General features: G+C 63.2%; 15 protein-coding genes. 8 read left to right on the top strand and 7 right to left on the bottom strand.

Going from position 1 to position 20665, the window contains the following annotated elements:
• Positions 1 to 18: 18 nt before the first annotated feature.
• The 4 genes from LZ012_RS09125 to LZ012_RS09110 form a co-directional block, all read right to left on the bottom strand.
• The gene (locus LZ012_RS09125; protein WP_275709945.1) at positions 19 to 897 is read right to left on the bottom strand and encodes a cytochrome c3 family protein; all 879 of its coding nucleotides are present in this window, start codon (positions 895 to 897) and stop codon (positions 19 to 21) included.
• 248 nt (positions 898 to 1145) lie between these two features.
• Positions 1146 to 2261, bottom strand: coding sequence for an NHL repeat-containing protein (locus LZ012_RS09120; protein WP_275709943.1), 1116 nt, complete (start codon positions 2259 to 2261; stop codon positions 1146 to 1148).
• A gap of 19 nt (positions 2262 to 2280) precedes the next feature.
• On the bottom strand, positions 2281 to 3018 hold the full coding sequence (locus LZ012_RS09115; protein ID WP_275709941.1) for a cytochrome c3 family protein: 738 nt from the start codon (positions 3016 to 3018) through the stop codon (positions 2281 to 2283).
• 113 nt (positions 3019 to 3131) lie between these two features.
• Entirely contained in the window at positions 3132 to 3473 is a 342-nt protein-coding gene (locus LZ012_RS09110; RefSeq protein WP_275709939.1) for a c-type cytochrome, read from the bottom strand.
• A 154-nt stretch (positions 3474 to 3627) separates the two neighbouring features.
• Between LZ012_RS09110 and LZ012_RS09105 the strand changes: the two genes are divergently transcribed.
• The 3 genes from LZ012_RS09105 to LZ012_RS09095 all read left to right on the top strand — a co-directional run bounded on the left by LZ012_RS09105 (position 3628) and on the right by LZ012_RS09095 (position 9682).
• The gene (locus tag LZ012_RS09105) at positions 3628 to 4659 is read left to right on the top strand and encodes a cytochrome c (RefSeq protein WP_275709937.1); all 1032 of its coding nucleotides are present in this window, start codon (positions 3628 to 3630) and stop codon (positions 4657 to 4659) included.
• Positions 4660 to 4675: 16 nt separating this feature from the next.
• A complete protein-coding gene (locus LZ012_RS09100) occupies positions 4676 to 5659 on the top strand; it encodes a c-type cytochrome (protein WP_275709935.1) in 984 nt (327 codons plus the stop codon).
• 96 nt (positions 5660 to 5755) lie between these two features.
• On the top strand, positions 5756 to 9682 hold the full coding sequence (locus LZ012_RS09095; protein WP_275709932.1) for a sensor domain-containing protein: 3927 nt from the start codon (positions 5756 to 5758) through the stop codon (positions 9680 to 9682).
• Here LZ012_RS09095 and LZ012_RS09090 read toward each other — a convergent pair.
• Positions 9662 to 10537: a CHASE domain-containing protein gene (locus LZ012_RS09090; protein WP_275709930.1), complete on the bottom strand. Its 876-nt coding sequence runs from the start codon at positions 10535 to 10537 to the stop codon at positions 9662 to 9664. The two genes, LZ012_RS09095 and LZ012_RS09090, sit on opposite strands and share 21 nt — an antisense overlap.
• Positions 10538 to 10655: 118 nt before the next feature.
• Between LZ012_RS09090 and LZ012_RS09085 the strand changes: the two genes are divergently transcribed.
• The 3 genes from LZ012_RS09085 to LZ012_RS09075 are packed head-to-tail and all read left to right on the top strand — an operon-like array spanning position 10656 to position 13872.
• Entirely contained in the window at positions 10656 to 12191 is a 1536-nt protein-coding gene (locus LZ012_RS09085) for a sensor histidine kinase (RefSeq protein WP_275709928.1), read from the top strand.
• Between the two features lie 17 nt (positions 12192 to 12208).
• Positions 12209 to 13246 (top strand): response regulator, encoded by a 1038-nt coding sequence (locus LZ012_RS09080; RefSeq protein WP_275709925.1) that lies wholly within the window; start codon positions 12209 to 12211, stop codon positions 13244 to 13246.
• On the top strand, positions 13237 to 13872 hold the full coding sequence (locus LZ012_RS09075) for a c(7)-type cytochrome triheme domain-containing protein (protein ID WP_275709923.1): 636 nt from the start codon (positions 13237 to 13239) through the stop codon (positions 13870 to 13872). The genes LZ012_RS09080 and LZ012_RS09075 overlap by 10 nt, the downstream gene beginning before the upstream one ends.
• Positions 13873 to 13902: 30 nt before the next feature.
• Here LZ012_RS09075 and LZ012_RS09070 read toward each other — a convergent pair whose 3' ends face one another.
• On the bottom strand, positions 13903 to 16335 hold the full coding sequence (locus LZ012_RS09070; RefSeq protein ID WP_275709921.1) for an EAL domain-containing protein: 2433 nt from the start codon (positions 16333 to 16335) through the stop codon (positions 13903 to 13905).
• 240 nt (positions 16336 to 16575) lie between these two features.
• On the opposite strand from LZ012_RS09070, the gene LZ012_RS09065 reads away from it, so the two are divergent.
• Positions 16576 to 16818, top strand: coding sequence for a high-potential iron-sulfur protein (locus tag LZ012_RS09065; protein WP_275709919.1), 243 nt, complete (start codon positions 16576 to 16578; stop codon positions 16816 to 16818).
• 245 nt (positions 16819 to 17063) lie between these two features.
• Entirely contained in the window at positions 17064 to 18554 is a 1491-nt protein-coding gene (locus tag LZ012_RS09060; RefSeq protein WP_275709917.1) for an SPASM domain-containing protein, read from the top strand.
• 83 nt (positions 18555 to 18637) lie between these two features.
• On the opposite strand, the gene LZ012_RS09055 is transcribed toward LZ012_RS09060, so the two are convergent.
• Positions 18638 to 20605, bottom strand: a complete 1968-nt coding sequence (locus tag LZ012_RS09055) for an ATP-binding protein (protein ID WP_275709914.1) — start codon at positions 20603 to 20605, stop codon at positions 18638 to 18640.
• Between the last annotated feature and the right edge of the window lie 60 nt (positions 20606 to 20665).

Here is a 20665-nt window from a genome sequence, read left to right as displayed (position 1 = left end):
GCGGTAGACCGCGGCCCCTTACTTGTTATGACATGTCAGACAGACTGCGCTCTGGGTGTTCGGAATACGCAGGAAGGTGGCGTTTTCGGAGTGGGGATCATGGCAGCTGGCGCATTCGACGAACGGCTGGTACATGCCGGAGGTGGCATCGCCGGTCAGGGTCGGAGCACGAGCGTAGAGGATCATGTCGGTCTTCTGACGGGTACCGGCGGCACCGACCGAGTTATCCACCCACCAGGTACGGGCGCCACCGATCAGGCCGTTCTGCGGGGCGACGAAGTCAGTGTCGCGGCAGCTACCGGTCGAAGCAGCGGTGGTCGAGGCACCGCCGGTGCTGACACCGCCACCGCAATACTGGATACCGACCGGGTGATCGTTGGTCAGGTCGGTGCCGAGCATGGCGATGAATTCACCGGTGTTGATCATCTTGCCGGTGCCATCCTGGTGGGTGCCGGTCCAGGCGCCGCCGGTGATGGTCGAGCCCGCGGCGTTGTAACCGCCCGAACCCGGCTTGTTGATCATGGTGTCCATGGCTTGCGTGCCGTCGTGGCAGGACAGGCAGGCCAGCGAGATGCCGGACATGTCGACCGAGCCGTCGATGGTGGCCGACACGGCGGTGGTGTAGGTGGTGTAGGTGCTGCCGGCAGCCACCGGTTTGTTCCACAGCGGCGCCTTGACGTTGGTATTCGAGGCGTGCGGCGTATGGCAGAAAACGCAGATTTCGGTGGTACCCGTCGTCATGTAGTTTTCATTGACGGCATTGTTGGCGCCAAGGTTGTGCTTGGTGTTGGCAATACCCGCGTGCGCCCCGACCGCACCAAGCGCGAGTGCGGCAACCGCAATCAGCTTGGCAACGCGCCCGGAAAGATTTCGCTTTTCCGTGGTGTGCTTGAACATAGTTTGACTCCCGACCCTTTAAGAAATTGATCAAGTTTTGCGAGCCAGAAGGCCCGGACGATCAATTCAAAGCACATGGCATGCCATGAACATCGTAGATATATCAATCAATCACTTACAAAACCACGGGACGCAAAAATCGGCCAATTTCGCGAAATAATCCCCTTTCGTAAAAGGGGATTTCCCGTTCTTAGGAAGCGCACCTTCTCACCGCCGGGAAGAGCGCGCTGCGGATGGTGGAGCCATGCCTACTTGATCGGAGCGGCCCGCTTGGCGAGGAAACCGGTGTCGGCACCCAGCGCGTGCGGCCGGAAGACGTCGATTTTCTTGAACCACTGGTCGACCATGTAAACACGGCCGTCCTCATCGACGTAGATACCGGACGGCAGCATGTAGTGCGCCGGCCCGTCCCGCTCGGAACGCTCGCCGATGAACATCAGCAGGTCGCCGTCCGCATTGAATATCTGGAAGTTGCCGAATGCCGCGTCGACCACATAGACATTGCCGGACGCGTCGGTGGCGATCTCCTTGGGCCGGGCAAAGTTGCCCATCTGCTTGCCCACCGAGCCGAAGCTGCTGAGGAAACGCCCCGTCCGGTCGAAAACCTGGACCCGGAAATTGCCGCCATCGACGACGTAGATCTGGCCATTGATGCCGATGGCCACGTCGCGCGGCAGGTTGAACTCGCCGGGGCCGATGCCCCGCTTGCCGAGATCGAACAGGTGCGTGCCGTTGTTCGAATCGAAAACCTTGATCTTGTGCTGGTCCGACGATACGCCGCCGATATCGGTGACGAACACCCGCTGCCCCGGACTATCGACCGTCACGCTGGACAGCCGCTCGAATACATTGGGTCCGCCGATCTTGCGCAGGAATTTGCCGTCCCGGCTGTACACCATGATCGCCCGGGCCGTTCCGTCCGCCACGAACAGGTTGCCCTGGGTATCGACGTCGACGCCGAGCGGCTTGGTCAGCGGGCCGAGTTCGTCGTCGCCGATCTTGAAATAGCGCCCCTCGGGGACATCGAAGACCTTGACGAAACGGTCCGCCGAATCGCTGACGAAGATCCGGCCGCGATGCACGGCCACGGCATACGGCTTGACCAGGCCTTCGGAGCGCTCCAGTTCGCCGGTCAATGCGCGCTTCAAGGCAGCATCGTTCTTTCGCGGCGTCACGTCGGCGCTGCCGTAGATCGTCCGTTCGTAGGCGTAGCGCGGCTCGTCCGGCGGCGGCGGATAGATCAGCAAGCTGGGCTTGTCGGCGTCGGCACGTTCCTGCACCGGCGCACAGCCGGCGATGGCGGCAATCGCAGCAACCAGAAAGATCTTTCCCAGATTTGCGAATTTTCGATATGGAGTATTCATCTACCCACCTCTTTCAAAATTACTTGTCATGGCACGTCAGGCACAAACGGCTGCCGGCATTATCAACCCGGAGAAACAAACGGGTGGATATATGCGGGTCGTGGCAACTGCTGCATTCGACGAAAGGAATCTCGCCGTTTGCGGCCGGGCGCGCATAGAGCGGCAGATCGGCCCGCGTCCGGAACGGCGTCACGCCCGATGCCGAAACCCACCATACCGTCCGGTTATCGACCACGCCGCGGCTGGGCAGGCGGAAATCGTCCAGCGCCTTCAGTTCCTTCGCCGCCCGGGACGGCATGCCTTCGCCGGCCGCCAGCTCCGCCGGGGTGCGTTCCCGGCCGCGGGAATAACCGCGATACGGAATGCCGAAGGGGTGATCGGTCTCGGCCGACTGGACCGAAAAGGCCTGGTTGGCATCGTGGCAGGACAGGCAGGCGATGGACTGCGAGCCGACGGCCGGCTTGTCGCCGAACTGCAGGCGGCCGATATCGTCGTACATCACGTAGGAATGCTGGTTGGACAGCGACGGCTGCCACATGGGCTGCATGGCGATATTGCTGCGCGACAGGTCGCTCGGCGTCAGCTGCGGGGTATGGCAGAAGACGCAGACCTCCTCAGGCTCGACCTGGGCCCCCTGGCGCGTAAGGTTGTGCGGGGTCGTTCGTATGTCTGCCGCCCGCAGATATCCATCAGGCAGCAGGCCAACGACCATGAGCACCATCAACAGGGCACTACGTAGCGACAGACTGTACTCCAAAAAAAACGCAACCCGATTTCTCGGGTTGCGGGCAAATGGCTACCGGAACAATCGTTCAGGGAGGTGATGAAAGTACTTGGGAGGGTACTTTGCCCGGCAGCCCGTCTGGAAAACTATTTATCTCCGTTCAGCATGAAGTCGAGAGCCAGATAGGCTTCACCCCGGCTCAGCGAGGCGTTTCCGCCTTTCGGCGGCATCGCCCCCTTGCCCCGCAACACGGAAACCATCAATTCGGCAGGTCCTTTCTTGGCCCGTTCGGCCCAATCTTCACTGACGCCCGGCCGTGGCGCACCGCCAATCCCCGGGCTATGACACATCGCACACGACTGCATATAGACTTCTCGCCCCTTCAACGGCTGGCTGGCACCCATCGCCAGGTTTTTCGCATCCGCGGCATGAACCTCCCAGCACAGGGACAGTGTCAACGCCATCGCGAGCACCACGGTTTGATTCATGCATTCCCAGCCAGTTATCGAATATGAGGCAACAAATTCGTTCCGTTAGGACCTAGCAAGTGACGTGCCATATCGGGCCGAATCCGGCCTGAATATTGCTAGTCAATCCCGACCAAACCATTTACCATCCAAGCGCTTCGGAGAACGTGACACGATGACTCGGCACCTACCTTTTGCCAGCACACTGCTACTTGCCTTCCTCATTTCGCTCGCCCCCGCTGCTTCGGCCGGCGAGCGTCCACTGAAGGGCGGCGCCTCCAAGCCCGACGTGCTGTACCACAACTACTGTTCGGTCTGCCACGGCGACCGCGGCGACGGCAACAGCCGCGCCAAGAACAGCCTGGTTCCGCCGCCCAAAGACTTCACGCGCGCCCCGGAACTGACCCGCGACACGATGATCACCATCATCACGCACGGCAAACCGGGTACGGCGATGATGGGCTGGAAAACCCAGCTCGAAGACAAGGAAATCGCCGCCCTGGCCGACTACATCCGCAGCACCTTCATGCAGGTTTCGCTCGATCCGAAACTGCAGCGCGGCCGCGTCGTCTATGCCCAGAACTGCATGGTCTGCCATGGCGAACGGGGCCAGGGCGCGGCCGGTGCCGCGGGCCTGATCCCGGCCCGCGATTTCACGACGCCGCAGGCACGCGTCGAGCTGACGCGCGAACGCATGATCAACGCCGTTACCCAGGGCCGCCCCAACACGGCCATGGCCGCTTTTGCCAATCGCCTGCCGGCTACCGACATCGAAGCGGTCGTCGATTACGTGCGGGCTGGCCTGATGCTGCCGTCGACCGGCGGCATTTCGGGAACGAACGCCCATGCCGGACGCAGCGGCGAGCAGGCCGGCGAAGGCATGAGCATGCCCTTTGCCAACGGCCTGACCGGGGACGCCGCCCGCGGCGAGAAGTTCTACATGGCCAATTGCGCCACCTGCCACGGCGCCAAGGGCGACGGCAAGGGACCGCGCGCCTACTTCATCAATCCCAAGCCGCGCAATTTCATCGACAAGAATTTCCGCCTGGCCTTCAATCGTCCGGCCATCTACACCGCCGTGCACGACGGCCGCCTGGGTGCCGAAATGCCGGCCTGGAGCAAGGTGCTGAGCGACCAGGAAATGACCGACGTCAGCGAATTCGTCTTCCGCCGCTTCGTCCAGGGACGTGGAGCCTCCGCCAAATAACGCATTTCCCCGCCGCATGTCCATTCGCTCACTGACCATCCTGCTGGCCGGCATCTCCCTGTGGGGGCCGGCCGGTGCCGCTTCCCCGCAGATCGAGGAAGGCCGCGCCGTCTACAATTTCCGCTGCTATTTCTGTCACGGCTATTCCGGAAATGGGCAGACCTTGGCGGCCACCTACCTGGCGCCGAAACCGACCAATTTCCAGCAGGCCGATCCCGCCACCCTCACCGCCGAACGCGTCGTCGCCGTGCTTCAGGCCGGCAAGCCGGGGACCGCGATGAAACCCTTCGCCGGCATCATCTCCGACCGGGAGATGCGCGCCGTCGCCGAATTCGTGGTCGACGAGTTCGTCCGCCGCAAGGCCGAGAACACCCGCTACCACACCGTCGAAAACGGCTGGCCCGACCACGAACGCTACAAGGACGCCTTTCCTTTTGCCAAAGGCGAGATTCCGCTTTCCCGACCTTGGGAAAATTTGAGCGAACGGGAATCGGAGGGCAAGCGGCTCTATTTGGCCAGTTGCGTCAGCTGCCATGACCGCGGTGCACCGACCGACGACGACATCGCCTGGGACTCCCGCCCGTTGTCCTACCCGCGCAACAATTTCTCGCTGGCCGCCCCGGCGCCGAAGATCGATGCCATGACCAGCGCCAGCCCTTACGCGCTGCATGACATCCCGCCCAAGGTGGCCGGCATGAAGCCGCAGGAACGCCGGGGCGAAAAACTGTTCCAGCTCAACTGCGCCTTCTGCCATGGTGCCGACGGCAGCGGCCAGAACTGGATCGGCAAGTTCATGGAGCCGCATCCGCGCAACCTGCGCGACCCGGCCTTCATGCGCACCGCCACCCGCTCCACCCTGGCCCACGCCATCCGCGAAGGGCTGCCCAACACGTCGATGCCGGCATGGAAATCGGTGCTCAAGGAGAGCGACATCCAGGCCATCATTTCGTACATCAACCGCGCCATGCATCCGGTGGCGGAAGAACCGGCCAAGCGCTGAGGCTTTAACCAGCCGGCATCAGCACGAGCTGGCGCTGTTTTTGCTGAGTACTCCCGACTAGTTTCCGGAAATGCCGGAATCATTCGGGGGAATTCAATGAGTGGATGGCAGCGCCTGCTTGTCCGGGCCAAGGAAGCAAGCCACCTGACAGCAGCCTTGATCACGCTGGGCTTTGCCGCACCGGTTGCGCTCAACCTGTACATCCAGCGCGAAGATGCCGCCGGCGCCGCGCGCGAACTGGCCACGCTGCGCGTCGAAGCGGTGGCCAATTCGGTGGCCCGCGCCCTCGACCAGACGGTCACCGCCACCGCCGTGCTGGCCGACGGATTCGACCAGGGCAACGCCGAACTGCTGTCGCGCACCTCGTCGAACATCCTGCGCATCATCGGCTCCAGCGCCCACATGGAAATCAAGCCGGAAGGCGGCCGGCCGGTGCTGATCGCCGCCCACAACGCGCCGCCGAGCCAGTTCGCCATCCCGTCAGCCGGTAGCGGCGAAACCTGGAAAGCGCCGGTCCCGCTCGGCGATCCGGTGGTCAGCGTCCATGATCAACAGATCGTCGTCACCCAGGCGCTGGTCAATCGCTCGCCGGAGGGACGCACCCGCTTCTGGGGCTACGTCGTCATCGGCCAGCCCTTTTCCGCCCTGGCCAAGAGCGCCCAGCTCAACCAGCTGGCCTCGGAATCCTTCGCCATCCGGGTCAAATACCAGACCGCCGGCAGCGACGCCGGCACCCTCCTCTTCGACTCCCTGCACGACGGAGTCGCCGAACTCGCCCACAAGACAATCCATCTGCCCGGGACAGCCCAGCTCCATTTCGAGATCGCCTCCCGAGGCGCCTCCCGGGCCATCGGCAGCGACCTGATTTTCCTGCTGATGGCCAGCGTCGCCCTCTTCTCGCTGGTGCTTTTCGCCCAGAAGCGCCCGGCCGTGCTGCAGCAACGCATCCGCATCGCCAACCAGCTTCTCGAGGACGAGAAATATGCCTTGAAACGCGAAATCGAGGTCCGTCTCGAAGCCGAGAAAATGCTTGAACGCTCGCACCGGCTGCTCGACAGCATCTTCGAGCACATTCCCGGCATGATCATCCTGAAACGGGCCAGCGACCGGCGCATCGTCCGCATCAACCGCTCCGGCGAAGACTTGTTGTCGCGCAGCCGGCACACCCTGATCGGGCGCTCCAACGATGAGATCTACGACCCCAATCTCGCCACCCGGCTGAACAATTCCGACAGCGAAGTTCTCGCCTCCGGCGACCCGATCGAGTTGCCGGTCGAGCAATACGTGATGCCCGGACAGTCGCCGCGCTGGATCAGCGTGCGCAAGACGGTGCTGCGCGGCGAGGACCGGCAGCCGGAATACATCCTCGAATTCGGCAGCGACGTCACCGAGCAGGAACAGCTCGACCTGCGTCTGCGCGAGCACCTGCACTTCCTCGAACAACTGGTCGACGCCATCCCCAGCCCGCTCTTCTTCAAGGATTCGAAAGGCCGCTACCTCAGCGTCAACCATGCCTTCGAGCGCTACATCGGCATCGCCCGCGAGGAAATCACCGGCAAGACCATTTTCGACATCGCCGCGCCAGCCATGGCCCGCATGTACAACCGTGCCGACATGGAGCTGCTGGCCAAGGGCGGCAGCCAGGTTTACGAAACGGTGGTCAAGGACGCCGCCGGGCGCGAGCGCGACGTGATGTTCCACAAGGCCGTCTTCCACCAGACCGACGGCGACAAGGGCGGCATCGTCGGCATCATGCTCGACATTACCGAGCGCAAGCAGGTCGAATTGCAGGTCGCCCGCCTGAACCGCTTCCTGACCGTGCTCAGCGACGTCAATGAAGCCATCGTCCGGACGCAGGAACCCCGGCTGCTGCTCGACAAGGTGACCGAACTGCTCTGTTCCAGCGGCAATTTTCCGGTGTCGTGGATACAGCTGGGCAGCGGCGTCCCGCCACTGATGTGCGAGCGCTGCGAGGAAGACGAGGCTCTAGCGCGCGGCATCATGGCCGGACTGCCGCCGGAAACGACGCCCGGCACCGCGTTCTACGGCAACGGCGATACGCTGGAGATCGGCCTGCAGGACCAGCTGCGCAGCCGCCAGCTGCACAACATCGCGATCCTGCCCATCGGCCACCTGAACGGCACCGATGCCCGGATCGGCCTGCTCGACGGCCAGGAAGACGGCCTGTCGAACCAGGAAAAGCAGCTCCTGGAAGACCTCGCCAACAACGTCGCGCAGGCGCTCGAACGGATCGAGGCCGAGGCCCAGAAACGCGCCGCCGCCGAACAGCTCGAACTGGCCGCCCGGGTCTTCGAGAACAGCGCCGAAGGCATCATGATCACCGATGCCAACAACCGCATCCTGCTGGTCAACAAGACCTTCTCCAACGTCACGCAATACGCGCCGGGCGAAGTAATCGGCCAGAATCCCAACCTGCTCAGCTCCGGGCGCCAGGGCGGCGCGTTCTACAAGTCGATGTGGGAATCGCTGCACAAGACCGGCGAATGGCATGGCGAAATCGAAAACCGGCGCAAGGATGGCGAACTGTATCCGGAATGGCTGAACATCAGCGTCGTCCGCCAGCCCGACGGTTCGATCAGCAACTACGTGGCGGTGTTCTCCGACCTGACCAATCGCAAGGAAATCGAGAACCGCATCCAGTTCCTGTCGCATTTCGACACGCTGACCGCCCTGCCCAACCGGGCGCATTTCCACGATCAGCTGGAACGGGCCATCGCGGCGGATGCCGGCCGGCATTCCAAACTTGCCCTGCTCACCCTGGACATCGACCGTTTCCAGCTGATCAACGACAGCCTGGGCCACGACGCCGGCGACAGCATCCTGATCGAAGTGGCGACCCGCCTCAAGGGCAGCCTGACGCCGGGCGACACGCTGTGCCGGCTGGGTGGCGACGAGTTTGCCATCATCCTGAACCACATCGAATCGAACAGCGACGCGTCGGCCATTGCCGTCGTCTGCCAGACCCGGCTGCGCAAGGCCATCCACATCAACGAGCACGAAATCCACCTGTCGGCCAGCATCGGCATCAGCATCTTCCCGGACGATGCGCAAAGCGTCGAAGGCCTGGTCAGCTGCGCCGACTCGGCGATGTACTCGGCCATCGAACACGGCGGCAACACCTTCCGCTTCTTCCAGGCAGAAATGAACGCCCGTTCGGCCGAACGCATGCGTATCGAGTCGCTGCTCCACCATGCGCTGGAACGCGGCGAATTCTCGGTTTTCTTCCAGCCTCTGGTCAGCGCCCGGAGCGGCGAGATCAAGGGCGCCGAAGCCCTGCTCCGCTGGCACAACGAAGAACTGGGCGCCGTCGGCCCGAGCGTATTCGTGCCACTGCTCGAAGACACCCAGCTCATCCGCCATGTCGGCAAATGGGTGTTGCGCAAGGCCTGCCTGGAAAACAAGCTGTGGCGCAAGCGGACCGGCCGCGACATGTTCGTCGCCGTCAATCTGTCCGCCGTCCAGTTGGCCGACGACAACCTGGTCAACGACATCCGCCAGATCCTCGAAGCAACCGGCTGCGACCCGCGCTACCTGGAAATCGAGCTGACCGAAAGCTCGATCATGCACGACAGCGAACTCGGCATCCGCACCTTGAACCGGCTCAAGGATCTCGGCATCCGCCTATCGATCGACGATTTCGGTACCGGCTACTCCAGCCTGAGCTACCTGAACAGCTTCCCGCTCGATACCCTGAAGATCGACCGCAGCTTCGTGATGAATGCGGCGGCCGACCAGAACGCCCAGGCCATCATCAAGGCCATCGTCGCCATGGGCCATACCCTGGGCTTCGAGATCATCGCCGAAGGTGTCGAGGATACGGCGCAACTCGCCCTGCTCCGCGACAACGGCGTCGACATCCTGCAGGGCTATTACTTCTCGCGCCCCATCCCGGCCATCGAATTCGAGGAACTGGTCGCCCGTACCCCGGCCTATGCGCTCCCCGAGCAGCTTCCCACCGCGAGCGGCAGCCAGCTGATCAATCTATCCGGCCGGCGCCGATGAGCTGTTGCTATCGGCATCGGCCACACTCGTCGCCCGGACGGTATGCCACACCCAGCGGCCGAGCAGGATGGCCGGCGGCAGCATGGCCAGCAGCATGAGCAGGATTTCAAAACGGGACAGCCAGCCGTCGCGCCGCGTCACGAGCAGCCGCCAGTCGGCCTGGGCCGGCCCGATCTTCAGGCTGATCGCCCGATCGTCGAGGGCGACCGGCTCGCCGCTCGCCTCCTTGCACTGGGTCTCGCCGATCGGTATCCAGCAGATCTGATAATTGAAACCCCGGCGCTCGAATTCCGAATCGCCGGCGCTCTGGATCAGGCCGGGATAATCGATGACGCCGATCGACAAGCCCCAGAAACGCGGACGGCCGTCGCTGCCGGCCTGATAGAGCGGATAGCGCGCCAACACCCCGGTACCGCCCTGGCGCAGGGCCAGGGGTCCGGCCACGGTCATCTGCCGGCGGGCATGCGCCAGATGCACCTCGCGGTTGCGGGTCTTGTCCACCAGCAGGTCGTGCCCGATGATCACCTCGTTGCCGCGGATCGGGTAAACGTGCCTGATCACGCCGCCGGGAGCGAGTTCCAGCGCCCTGAGCAGCGGAAACTCGCCGAGCAACTCTTCGGCCACCTCATCGAATCGATTGATCTGTCCCGAGCGACGGTCGACGGCGACCGACACCAGATAGACCGCGCCGGCCGCCTCGTTGAAACGCGCCGTGAGCCGAAAGGCAAAAGCCTGGGCAATATCCCGAGCCTCGTAGCGCCGCTGATGCTCGATGTTCTTCATGACACAGATGGGCAGCAGCAACAGCAGAAGCATGCCCCCCGCAATAAAGGCCTGCAGCCGTATGGACCTCATGTTGCCCCCCTTTGCCTGACAGCTGAACAGCATCGCCAAAAAACTGGCACAAACGATGCATATCATTATCTATGACTAAAGACGTATTTTTTAGTTCTCTTATTTTTTTTATTTGCCGATGCCCTTTCCTCTTGTCCGTCACTTTACTCTGACCAGCCTCGTTTTTTTCGTCGCGGTCGGCGGAGCCTTGGGCTACTACTATCGCGACATGGCGCTTTCCCGCATGTTGCAGCAGCAGGAAGCCGGCAACACCAATCTCAGCACGGTGTTTGCCAACGCGCTGTGGCGGCGTCATTTTTCGGCCTTGCTGAACGAGTCCGACGGAAAAGACTCTCAGGATCTGAAAAACAATTCCCGTATCTGGGAAATTCACGGCGATGTCGTGGCGCTGATGCGTGGCAGCGCCACCTACAAGATCAAGGTCTACGACCCGGCCGGCCGCACCGTCTATTCGTCCGAACTGGAGCAGATCGGCGAGGACAAGAGCGGCAATCCCGGATTTGTCGGCGCCATGTCCGGGCAGACGCGAACCGAACTGGTGCACAAGGCGCGCTTCAGCACCTTCGAGCAAGAGGTCGAGAATCGCGACCTGATCCAGAGCTACATCCCGCAATATGATGCCAATCGGGGCACACCGGCCGGCGTCTTCGAAATCTATTCCGATGCCACGCCCTTTCTGGCCGAACTGCGGCGTACCGAGATTCAGCTCGCACTGATGGTCGGCGGCGCGCTCGCCCTGCTCTTCGGCGCCCTGTACCTCATCGTTCGCCGCGCCCAGAACATCATCCAGCAGCAATCGCAGGAAAAACTGAGCGCCCAGCAGCAACTCGCGCAAACCGAAAAGATGGCCGAACTGGGCCAACTCGTCGCCGGTGTCACGCACCAGCTCAACACGCCGATCGGTTTTTCGCACAGCAACATCAACCTGACCATTTCCTACCTGAAGGAGCTGGCCACGCCCCTGCTGGTGGCCGCCCGCCTGAGCGAACTGGTCAAGAAACTGCCGCCCGAACGGGGCCGGGTCACCCTCGACCTCGGCCATTCCTGCGCGGCGCTCCGCCAGCTGTCCTTTCGCGGCGACGAGATCAAGGACCTGATCCTGATGCTCGAGGACGTTCTCGCCGGCCTCGAGCAAATGCGCGAGCTGGTCGGCAATCTGCGGGACTTCACCCGCCTCGACCGCAGCAAGGTGGCCGATGCCGACCTCAATGCCGCACTGAAAACGGTCATCTACATCGCCCGCAGCTCGATTCCGCCGCGCATACAGATAATTGAGAAATATGGCAAATTACCAAAATTCCCATGCAACCTGTCGCAACTGAACCAGGTATTCCTCAATCTGATCACCAACGCCGCGCAGGCCATCCCCGAACAGGGGCGCATCGTCGTCCGCAGCTGGGCGGAAGCCAACGAGATCGGCATTGAAATCGCCGACACCGGAACCGGCATTTCGCCCGATGTGCTGCCCCGCATATTCGAAAGCTTCTACACCACCAAACCGCGCGGCATCGGTACCGGGCTCGGTCTGTCCATCGCCCGCGACATCATCGACAACCACGGCGGCCGAATCACGGTCAGCAGCCAGCCCGGTCAGGGCAGCACCTTCTGCATCAAGCTTCCCTTCCAGGCGGCCGACACCATCCTGGCACTCTAGTCTCCGAACCCATCGCCATGAACGCCAGCACACTCAGCATACCTCCCTCCCATTCCGCGGACCGTTTCAAGGGCCGCGTCCTTTGCGTCGATGACGAGCCGAACATCCTGCGCGCGCTGTCCTGGCTGTTGCGCAAGGATTTCCAGGTGGTCACCGCGGACAGCGCCGAGGACGCGCTGGGACTAGTCAGCGGCGGCGAATTCGATGTCGTCATCAGCGACCACCGGATGCCGGAAATGAGCGGTGTCGATTTCCTCAGCCAGGTCAAGGTGCTGGCGCCGCGCGCCATGCGCATCCTGCTCACCGGCTACTCCGACATGCAGGCGGTGATCCAGTCGGTCAATGAATCCGAGGTGTTTCGTTTCGTCAGCAAGCCATGGGATGTCGTCGAACTGCCGCTGATCGTCGCCCAGGCCGCGGCCATCGCCCGCCGCCAGGAGCTGGCTCCGCCGCCGCCCAAGGCGACGCATCCGGAAGTCACCGGCCAGCGCCTGCCGAAGATCCTGGTGCTCGACGAGGATGAAGCCACCCATTCGGTCACCGAAATGAGCGCCGGCGACCTGGCCCAGATCGTTCATGTGACCAGCCCGGTCGATGCCTTCAAGATGCTCGAGGACGAGGAAATCGGCATCATCCTGTCCGAGCGCACGCTCGGCACCATGGACCTGACCCACCTGCTGTGCCTGCTGAAGCGCAAGCATCCGCAGATCGTCAGCCTGGTCATTACCGACTCGGAAGACAGCAACCTGATCTGCCGCATGATCAACGAGGGCCAGATCCATCGCTTCATTCCCAAGCCGCTCAAGGCCGGCAATCTACGCCTCGCGCTCAAATCGGCCATCGCCAAGCGCAACGAACTGCTCAATGCCCCGCAACTGGCCGAGCGCCACCAGGTCGCCGTACCGGCCTGCGAAGAGAGCTGCGCGCGGCACGCCGCCGAAGCGGCCTCCGTCGCGACCGGCAGGTCCCCCTCCGGCCACACGGAGGGCTGCGCCTCCGCATCGGCCGCCTCTTCCGCGCTCGGCAGGCTGTTTCGCCGCCTGCTGTGGAGCTGAAAATCCGCCTGTCCCGACTCGGCGGCCTGCTGCTCGCCGCCCACCTGTTCTGTCCGCCCGCACCAGCTGCCGGCTACGTCATGCAGCTCGCCCATCTGCGCGCCGCCGTCCCTCAATCCGAGGACGAGGCGCCGACCTACGTCCATAGCGAACGGGAAGTTCCGCCGGCACGCCGCGCCATCGACACCGTCGAGTTCCTCGACGACAACAATCCGGACCGCAACCGCCTGCAACGCATCGACGAAGCGACCCGCCACCTGCCTTACGACGCCAACGGTTTTCCCGACTGGATGAAGGCCCTCAACACGGGGCTGATCAAGCCGCGCGCCAGCCTGAACGGCAAGGACAAGATGGAGGTCCTCGATCTCGATATCGTGATGCGCAACACGAAGGAAATGCCCTTCGTGAAATTCCCGCACCGCTCGCACACCGAATGGCTGGCCTGTGCCAACTGCCACCCCGATCCGTTCCCGACAAAGGCCGGCGCTTCGCAAATCCGCATGGTCAACATCTTCCGCGGCCAGTTCTGCGGCAAGTGCCATGATCGGGTCGCTTTCGTCACCTTCTTCTCGTGCGACCGCTGCCACAGCCAGCCGCAAAATCCCCCGAAAGCACCGCCGCCCTGAGCGCGGGGCGGCACAGCGGCACGTGAGCGGTCATGCCGACTGGCCCGGCTCGCTGTCCGGTTCGGGCCGGGCAATGGCAAAGCCCTGTGCCCGGTCGCACGGGTAACTGTGCAGCAGGACCAGCTGGTCTATGCTTTCCAGGCCCTCGGCGACCGCCTTCAGGCCGAGCGCATTGGCCAGTCCGAAAATGGCATCGAGTACCCGCTTGTCGCCGGATTCGTTCAGATGTTCGCGGATCAGGCTACGGTCGACCTTGACGGTGTGGATCGGCAGGTGGCGCAGCAAGCCGAGGCTGAGATAACCGGTGCCGAAATTACCGAGGCTGAGCATCACGCCGAGGTCGGCCAGGCCGCGGAAGGTCCGCCGCGAATAATCGGCGTCCTGCATGACGATCGATTCGGCCACTTCCAGTTCGAGCAAGGCGGGCGACAGGCCGGCGCGGCGCAAGGTATCACGCACCACGGCAACCAGATCGGGACGCTTGAACTCGCTCGCTGACAGATTGACGGCGACGCGGACCGGATGCTCCTCCAGCTGCCACATGCGCGCCTGGATACAGGCCTTTTCGAGCACCCACTCGCCCAGCTTGGTCATCAGCCCGACCTCTTCGGCCGGGCCAATGAAGTCGTCCGGCATCAGCAACTGGCCGGAGCTGTCCTGCCAGCGCAGCAGGGCTTCCTTGCCGTGCACGATGCCGGTCTGCAGGTCGATGATCGGCTGGTAGTGCAGCACGAATTCGCGGTTAATGAAGGCATCCTTCAGGCGGGCCTCCAGGTCGGCCCGGCGGGTGGGCGAATCGATCATGTCGGCGGTGAAGAAACAGCAACCGGCACGCCCCGCGCGCTTGACCTGGTACATGGCCGCATCAGCCGCCTTCATCAGGGTTTCGCCATCGCGGCCATCGTCCGGGAAAAGGCTGATCCCGATACTGGTCGTCACGACCCGCTCCTCGCTGCCCAGCTTGATGGGCTCCTGCATGGCGGCGAGTATCTTGTCGGCCACGACCTGAGCATCTCCGACACCGCTCGCCTCGGGCAGCAGCACGGTGAATTCGTCGCCGGCAAAGCGGGCAACGGTATCCGCCGAGCGCACGCAGCCCTTCAGGCGGGCGGCGACTTCCTTGAGCAGCAGATCGCCGACGTCATGCCCGAGCTGGTCGTTGATCTGCTTGAACTTGTCGAGATCGAGGAACATCACCACCGGCTTCCGTCCCTTCGTCCGCTTGGCCTGCGACAGCGCCTGGTCCAGGCGGTCCTTGTAGAGCAGGCGGTTGGGCAGTCCGGTCAGGGCATCGTGGAAAGCCTGGAAGGTAATGGCCTCCTCGCGTTCCTTGCGTTCGGTGATGTCGGAAAAAATGGCGACGTAGTGCTCGACTTCGCCGGCCCGGTTGCGCACGGCGCTGACGTTGAGCCACTCGGCGTACACCGAGCCGTTCTTGCGCTTGTTCCAGATTTCGCCGCGCCATTCGCCGTCGCGCTGGAGGGCCGCCCAGAAGGCGGCGTAGAAATCGTCGCCTTGTTTCCCGGACTTGAGAATACCCGGCGTTTTGCCGATGACTTCGTCGGCCGAATAGCCGGTGGTATCGGCAAAGGCCTTGTTGACCAGCTGGATGCGCGACTGGGCATCGGTGACGGTGATGCCCTCCAGCGAATTCTCGAAAACAATACGCGCCATGCGCTGCTGCCGGAACAGCTCCCCGGACTTGTCCATGACGCGGTTGAAGGCCGTGGTGGCGTCGCCCACTTCATCGGCGCGCAGCACCGGCAGCGGCCTGGCCTGCTCGATGTCCTCGTCGGCAACGCGGTTCAGGCCGTCGGTCATTTCCTTGAGCGGCCGGGTGACCAGCCGCGAGATGAATAGCCAGATGAAAGCGGCCAGCGGGATGCAGACCAGCGCCCCGACCAGCAAGGCGCGCCGCCCGAAACTGCGCGCGGTTTCGTCGGCCCGCGACAGTGACACCTCCATGCTGACCGCGCCGAGCACCGTACCGGCCGGGACCTCGTGGCAGAACAGGCAGTTCTTGCCCAGATAGTTTTCGGCGGCCTTGACCGGAATGATGGCCTTCAGGCGTTCCTCGCCGTCCTTGTTGCGGATCACGTTGAAATAGGCGTCGCCAGTGACCAGCACGCGCGTTTCCAGGGCATCGCTGGCCGACTCACCGTCGAAGCCCAGCCCGTACTGCTTGATGACCCCGTCGCCGCGCATGACCTTGAGCGCTTCGATATGGTTCGTTTCCTTGATCTGGTCGAGGAAGATGGTCCGCAGGCCGACCGTGCCGGTGATCATCATCCCGGTCAGCCCCGCCAGCGTCATCTGATGCACGCTCATGGCGAAATCCTTCGACTGCTCGATGGCGAGGTTCTTCTGTTCCAGCGTTGCCCAGTGGATCAGGCCGGCGCCCGAGGCGAGGACGGCGATCAATATGGAGATCACCAGGCGAACCCAGATTTTCGTTCTTTTCATTCGATCGCTGCTGCTCTATGCAGGAATGGGCATGGTTTGACCATGATGCAACTCTTTACCATCCCTAGGCAAGCAAGGTGCCAGCTCCTTGCGGCAGCTGGCCCGCTGCTTGCTAAAAAGGAAGCAGTAGCTGTGCCCGACTGGATGCAGATCCCGGACGCAGCCTGCCGGCGGTGCGTTGATCGACAAGCACCGATTTAATCTTCACCCCAAGCGGGGTAGCCAAGGAGTTGAAACAACATGAATCCGTCTCGCCGCAATCTGCTCAAGTACGGTGGCCTTTCTCTCGCCATGATCCCCGTCGTCGCCCTGGCCGCCAAAAACGACGGCATGCGTTCCAGCATGAAGTACAAGGACTCGCCGGAAGGTGACAAGGAATGCTCCGGCTGCGTCCAGTTCGTGGCACCGAATGCCTGCAAGGTTTTCCCGGGCGACACCGAGATTTCCCCGAAAGGCTACTGCGTCGCCTGGGTCAAGAAGTAAGGCGGGCCGCATTCCGGGAGCGGGGCGGGAAGCGCCTCGTTCTACCGGAATCGGGAAAAAGGAGACATTTTTACCATTTTCAGGAATTTTGCCGACTGACCGGGTTTGATGTCCGCACCCGAACACCCGCCGGTCGACACGAAAAGTAAATCAGCCGTCCCTATGCTTTGCAGTACCGCAACCAGCACCACAGCACCATCGAAGGTTCGGAAATCCCTGGCGGCACTGCGTGAAGGAGTACTTTTGTGAAATCCAACGTGCTCAGATTCGAGGATGCCTTGTTCGAACGACCCACTTCCCTCCCCCTTTCGGATGTGCAGTCGCCGTCGGGCAGCCCCGCAGTGACCGGCCAGGGCTTCCATGTTCCCCTGCCGACCATCGATCCATCTTTTGTCGATGACGCGCCGCCGCCGCGCAAGCTCAAGAGCGACGCGCCCATCGACGCAACCGCCGCCCTGGAAAGCATGCCGCACCTGCTGCACAAGATTCAGGCGCTGTGGAACAGCCGCGACCTGAATACCTTCATCGCCTGCCTGCTGATGGACTCGCGCGACGGCGAGCGGGCCGGTTTTCCGTTTGGCGTGGCGCGGGAACTGATCTTCCTGTCGCGGACCAACCTGGTCCTGCGCGCCCAGGAAGCGGCGCCGCTGCTCGGCGTCAGCCTGGGCGAGGCCGTCGACCTGATTTCCAAGGGCGACCAGATGGCGCTCGGCCACAGCAATAGCGCCGACGACGTGTGGGCGCACCACGTCTCCCACGCCAGCGTCGACGCCGCCACCCACAAGCCGAACGCGACCATCAACCAGATCTTTTCGCTGAAGCAGCACAAACCGAAGACCGAACACCGGCATCGCGAGCCCTCACTCAAACTCGTCCCGTTCATCACCGAACGCCCGCCACTGCCGCAGGCCGTGCGGCTCGACATCACGACGCCCACCGCCCTGCGTTCGGCGCGTGCCGGATTCGAGCCCGGCGGAACCATGGACGGCGGCCTGTTCCGCTGCCTGGCCAAGGAGTTGAGCAATAACCACATCGGACAGCTGGTGCTCTCCAGCCTGGGCGACAGCACGCAATGCGCCTGGCTGCCCAGCGGCATCCGCTTCGCCCGGACGCAATGCCAGTTCACCAAGCTTGTTCTCCAGGTCGACTTGCTCAGCGCGCCGGAAAACCTGCTCTGCCAATGCATGCAGGAAGGCATCGGACATCTGGTGATCTACCTCAACCAGGCCAGCGGCAAATGGCGGGCGCAGGCGCAGCAGCTCAGCGCCACGGACCCCGATTACTTCCGCCGCGAAATCGGCCGCCTGGTCGCCTTCCGCGACCAGTACCAGGCCGCCACCGGCCGGCGCTGCGAGATCTCGGTGGCCAGTACGGCGCATCGCGCCAGCCATGCCATGGCGACCTATTTCCACGATCTCGACCACCTACCCGGCCTCGTCGCCTACGACGAAGTCCTGCTGCCGCCCGGGATCAGGGCCAAGGATGTCGCGGCACGCGGCCAGTGCCACTGCCTGTCACCGTTCATCGAAGCCCACGTACGCACCAACGGACATCTGGTGGCCTGCGCCATGGATCATTCCGGCTATTCCTTTACCGCCGACCTGACCCATACCAGTTTCACCGATGCCTGGCAGGGACAGGCGTACCGCATGGTCCGCCAGCGCGTCGCCCGCGGCGAACAGGCCGGCCGGCTCTGCGAAATCTGCCCGCACCACACCCCTCCGAACAGCCAATGAACCCAGCGCCGGGTTGCCCCGGGTTTGCCCGATAAAGCGGGCAGCCCGGTCAGCGCCATCGCCTCACAGGGCCTCAAGGAGCCTCAGGCAGCCATATCCTCCGCCGCCTCGCCGGCAATCGGCAGGCTGAGCACGAAGCGCGAGCCCTTGCCGACTTCGCTACTGACCGCAATGCTGCCACCGTGGCGCTTGAGCAGGTGATAGGCGACGGCCAGGCCGAGTCCCATGCCCTGGCCGACGCAGCGGGTGGAAAAGAAGGGTTCGAACACGCGATCCAGATTCTCCGGCGCAATGCCGTGGCCGCTGTCGGCAATGGCGATTTCCACCGCATTGCCGGACAAGCGTGTCGACAGGCTGATTTCCCCGCGGTCCGCGATGGCCTGGACCGCATTGAGCAGCAGATTCCGGAAAACCTGATTCAACTGCGGGGCATTGCAGGTCACCGCCGGCAGTTCGCCAAAATCGCAGAAAATCGATATCCGCTCGCCGAAATCGTTGGCCATGATGGCCAGCGTACTCTGCAGGCAACGGTTCAGATCGACCGCCTGCCAGTCCTTGCGGTCGACGCATGAAAATTCGCGCAAGTCCTGGACGATCTGTCTGACCCGGGCCAGGCCGTCCAGCGAATCGCGGATCAGGGGAGGAAAGTCGTCGCGAATGAACGGCAGATCGATTTCCTCTTCGACCAGCTTCAGCTTTTCGGACAGTTCGGGATCGTCCGCCAGCCACGGAGCCAGCACATCGCCCTGGCGCCCCAGCGCGTCGAGCAGCGACTCGACATAGCGCTGCATGACCGCGATATTGGAAACGATGAACCCGAGCGGATTGTTGATCTCGTGCGCCACCCCGGCCGCCAGCTGGCCGACCGCCGCCATCATTTCCGATTGCACCAGCTGGCTGCGGGTATCGGCCAGCTTGTCGATCAGACGTTTCTGCTCGGCCTGCTCCTCTTGCAGGGCGGCATTGGCCTGCTCCAGCTCCTGCGTCCGCTCCTGCACGCGCTGCTCGAGCTGGCGTTCGCTTTCGCGCAAGGCAAGTTCGGCCTGCCAATGCTGGAAGATTTCGGTTTGCAGGCTTTCGTTCGCCTGGTTGAGCGCCGCCGTACGCGATGCGACTTGCTGCGACAGCAGCATCGGCTGGTGCAGCAGATGAAAGGCGAGAAACGCCGACAAGGTGCTGATGGCGATGACGGCCAGCCCCAGCCCGAGCAGGATCAGCGTCGGCATATGCCAACCGCCACTGCGCGCAGCGCTCAAGGTCCATTCACCATTGGGAACGCGTACCGGGATGCTCACCGGGTCGACCATGGGTTCTGCCGTGGACTGCCAGATGGTTTGCGCTTCGCCGGTACCCGGCAGCGGCCGGGTCAACACGAAGTCGAGGCCCTGCGCCCGCTCCCCGGACAGGGCGCTGGCCCGCAGCAAGTCGGGAATGCGGATCAGCGCCGTGGTAAAGCCCCAGAAATGCTCGTCCGGCTTGCCGACATCGAGAAACACCGGCAGGCGACCGACCACGGCCTGCCCTCCCTGGCGCAGCTCGAACGGCCCGGCCAGGGTCAGGGTCCGCGACTTCAGGGCGAGAAACGCCTCCTTGTTGCGCTCCGGATCGTCGAGCAGATTGTGCCCGAGCGCCGCTTCATTCCCCCGCCGCGGAACGACATGGCGGATCACGCCGTTGGGCGCCAGTTGCAGAGAACTCACTCCGCCATACATGTCCAGCATCTGGCCAGCCAGGGCTTCGAAATCCTCGACCTGCCCATTGCCCTGGCGCAGTACGGCGGCCAGCGCGTAGGTGGCAGACAGCGAGCGGGTCAGCTGCTGTTCGAGCAGGTGCCCATGCACCGATGCCGCGGCGTGCGCCTCCTGCTTGCGCTGAGCCACCTCCAGTCGATCGACCCAGAAAATGCCCAGCCCCCCGAGCAGCAGGCAAATGGCCGGCACCAGCAGGACTTTCAGGTAGAGCTGGCGCAGCAAGGCGGGTGACGTTTCTTCCGCCGCATGGACAGTATCCGGAGTCGGCGGGAAGGTGGTCGGGTCGGGCAAGGCATTCATGCAGGATCACAAGCAAATCCCACGCCGAGCCATTAAAACCATGCTTCCAGATCGGCCTTA

This window comes from Dechloromonas hankyongensis (assembly GCF_022012295.1).
In the GTDB taxonomy this organism is placed as follows: domain Bacteria; phylum Pseudomonadota; class Gammaproteobacteria; order Burkholderiales; family Rhodocyclaceae; genus Azonexus; species Azonexus hankyongensis.
The sequence above is the reverse complement of the archived record's forward strand: the minus strand, read 5'-3'. Positions and strand labels throughout refer to the sequence as shown.